Source organism: Candidatus Cloacimonadota bacterium (genome assembly GCA_034661015.1).
Taxonomy (GTDB): Bacteria; Cloacimonadota; Cloacimonadia; order JGIOTU-2; family JGIOTU-2; genus JAYEKN01.
In genome coordinates this window covers 11,216-14,892 of sequence record JAYEKN010000034.1, presented here as the reverse complement: position 1 = coordinate 14,892, position 3,677 = coordinate 11,216, and the positions used below count along the sequence as shown (strand labels likewise).

General features: G+C 32.7%; 3 protein-coding genes. All 3 read right to left on the bottom strand.

Annotated features, from left to right (window positions below; all coding sequences use genetic code 11):
* Positions 1–1,083 (bottom strand): glycosyltransferase (locus U9P79_01190; protein MEA2103244.1); only part of this gene is annotated, 1,083 nt, incomplete at its 3' end.
* 50 nt (positions 1,084–1,133) lie between these two features.
* A complete protein-coding gene (locus tag U9P79_01185; GenBank protein ID MEA2103243.1) occupies positions 1,134–2,597 on the bottom strand; it encodes an oligosaccharide flippase family protein in 1,464 nt (487 codons plus the stop codon).
* Complete coding sequence (locus U9P79_01180; protein ID MEA2103242.1) at positions 2,594–3,631, bottom strand: glycosyltransferase; 1,038 nt, start codon at positions 3,629–3,631, stop codon at positions 2,594–2,596. Before U9P79_01180 ends, U9P79_01185 begins: the two co-directional genes overlap by 4 nt.
* Between the last annotated feature and the right edge of the window lie 46 nt (positions 3,632–3,677).

The window sequence follows — 3,677 nt, the reverse complement described above, 5'->3', positions numbered from 1 at the left end:
ATATTCAAATATTTTTCCGGTAATAACACCCTCCCCTTTAATTGAACTTACAAATAACAATAAAGCATCAGCAGATAATATATATTCTATCGCCTTATTATGAAGAAGTTGCGGAATAATTTTTATAAAATCACGGACTGCATTATTCTGTAAAATAGCTATTACTTCGTGAAAATAATTTCCCACAAATATAAATTCAATTTGCTGGGGTAATCTTTTTTGCCGCTGCAATTCTTCCATTGCCTGAATAAAATATTTGGGAGTTTGCTCCCCATAAAATCCGCCTATATAAGTAAAACTAATTTTATTATTGTTTTTCTGAATTTTTTTTCCCACTTTCACCTTTTTAAAATCTCTTTCATCCCACGCATTATACATTACCAAAAGTTTATCCTTCAGAGATTCTCCATATTTTTCACACAGAGATTTCACCATAGATTTGCTAACGGTTGTAATCACTTTTGCTTTTACTAAAATACATTTTTCCCAATATTCGGAATATTTCTTGTGAAATGGCGAAATATATGTCAAATAAGGATGCTGTGTCCAGAGATCTCGATAATCAATGACAAGAGGAATATGAAATCTCTTCGCAATTTTATAAGCGATCACGGCTGAAGTATATGGTCCGATCGTGGCCATAACTGCATCGTATTTATTTTCATTACAAAGTTTGGTTCCCGCCCTATAAGCAAATGGGAGCCAGCCAATCTTATCGTCTATTGGAAATAATCCTCGAATTATTCTTTTAATTCGCTCTGGAGTGTGAAAATATAGTTTCTTTTGTGGGGATTTGATTTGGCTTTTCCGCTGCTTTCCATTTTTGCCGAAATACTTTTTTATTAGATACAAAAGTCGCATCGGGTCAAATGACTTTACTTTATACAAATTATTTTCATCGCACTCTGCGGAAAGAGTTTCATCAATAGAATGGAACTCGATCTTCTTGACAGAGATCACGTCAATAATCCAACTTTTTTTTCGGAGATAGTGAACGAGCTTACATGGTCTTTGCACCCCCGGACCACCTAAGGGTGGATAAAAATAGCTTATAAGCAATAGACGTTTTTCTTTGTTTTTCATGTATTGAAACCCTTGTTTTCTACTAATCGTTCATTACGAGTCAAAAAGAACTAACTGCGGATTGAAACAAAAGCATTCCTAATAAATTCGAACTCTTTATTCTTGTATATGTAATAAATCAAGGAAGAGAAAACCACTAAAATGAAAAAGCATTTAATCAGAAAATTAGTTGGATTGACAGAAGTGAGATATACAAAACCAGAGGATAGGATCATAACAAAAATCAGGATAAATAAATATCCGAGATTATATTTTACTTGATAGACTTTTTGGGCAAAAAAATAATTGAATAAAACGATAAATAAATAAGAGATTACAGAGGATATGCTTGCTCCATAAATACCGAATTTGGGAATCAAAAAGAAATTCATTGCAATATTGAAAAATGCTCCGACTGCAACAGCAACAGTAATATTCGTTGCTTTTTGTTTAACATAAAAACTTAGATTAATAATATTGAAAACGCCCAGCAACAGGTTTGAGATCACAGCAAAAACCACGATTTTCGTTGCCTGAAAATAAGCTCCATCAATTACAACCGAGAAAATTTCATTCGTGAACGTGATAATCAAGATTCCTAAAAAACCGGCGAAAAGTAAATAATATTTGAATATTTTCTTATATATTTTTTTTGCATCAGGTCTGTTCTGAATTTTCATAGCGTAAGGAAAAAAGACGCGGCTTGTGATAGCATTTACAAATGTAATGATCATTCCAATTTTGTAGCCGATAGCGTATATTCCCACATCATGTAAAGAGCCTGCGGAAAGATAAGTTAACATATAGCGATCGGATACTCGTAAAATCATCATCGCAATTGTTCCGGGAACCATGATAATTCCGAAAGACAGTAAATTTTTTAATAATGTGGGAGAAAAATATTTTTTTTCAGAATCGTTCAGTTCAAATCCGGCTTTAAGTTTTTGGATTAAAAAAATCGCTGATATAAAAGAAACTGCTGCTGAAATCAGCATAAAGACGAAAACAAGTTCAAGTGAAAAATTGTGGGTGAAAGCAGCCTGAGATAATAATGCCAAAAATACTAAATTCCTAATAGTACTCAAAATCACAAATTGGCGAGATTTCTCCATAATGTTTAAAAAACTTAGGGAGATACCGGCTAAAGCATCGCACAGCAAAATTATCGAGATGAAAATAAACAAATGGCTATAAGCAGTTGATTTAACAACCAAATCTGAGAGTTCTACTCGAAATAAAATTACTAAAGCGGATAATATTATCCCAACAATGAGAATAATGATGTAGATAGTGGAGATAATCAGATAATAATGCTCTTTGGATTTTTTTTGATAGAAAAATGAAAATATTGCCTGTTGCATTCCCATCAGATAAATTAATCCTGCAAAAGAAATAAAAATCATCAAATTCGCATAAACAGCATATTCGCTGGGAATCATATACGAAGTGAAAATTGGTAAAAATAGGAGTAGAATAATCTTATTGAATAAACTACCAGCAGTATATACAAAAATTTTTTTTATAAGCTTGTTCATTTATCTATTATTTCTTTATATATTTTTATAGTTTTTTGGACAATTATTTCCCAGATGAAATTCTTAATGATGTGATTTTTCAGTTTATTGCTTTTCGGTTTGTTAAGAGAATTTTTTATAGTGTTTTTAATTGATTCTATCGAATGGGGATCGGGATAATCAACCATATTTCCAAAATATTCTTTGGTTCCACCGAAAGGAGTTATAACAATATTTGCACCCGCAAGTCCTGCTTCAAGCGCCGCTCTTCCCGGAGTTTCGTATCTTGTGGGAAGGATAAATGTTTTACAGGCAGCGTAAGCGGAAGCAAACAGCGGATCATCATGATCGAGCCAATTAATATGAGTAATATTTTTGCTTTCTGCAATATTTTCTAAGCACTTTTGACCTTCATCGTTTTTTAAAACATTGGCAATTATCACAACCGGATGATCAATCTGACGTAATGCTTTAATAATATTCAAACCGTTTTTGCGAACAGGTCCAAGATGCCCAACATATAGGATAAAATCATTTAATCCGTATTTTTCGACAAAAAGTTTGGGATTGGCATTAGCAAATCTTTTTTCTACTCCATTGTGAATGACACGAATTTTGTTCTTCTCTATTCCCAATCCATTGACAAGAAGGTCTCCCTCTTCTTTTGTGTTCGGCAAAACCATTTCCGCTCCATTGCAAATGGATTTTGTAAGTTTATAATCGGAAATTGACCGCTTAAATATATTCCGAAAAGGCTTTTCAAATCTTTGATAATTTCTCAATGTTTTTGCAGAATGATTGCTGAAAAAAATCGGGTTAACTACATATCTTGTGCCATTTAGCGATAAATTTTTCGCCAACGCATAAGTTGAAATGCTGGCGTTAAATAGATGCACAAGATCATTCTTCCCGAATTTAAGATTTTTATTCCACATATCAAATAATTCGGCATCAATCCCAGCTTGTAATAGTCCCTCTTTCATCTGCAAAGTTTTATATGAGGGACCACCCGGATTTAGCATAATACTTTGGTAACTTGCAATTATAATTTTCATATTAAAATATTTTTTTTACCACGAAATACACGGAAAAACACGGAAA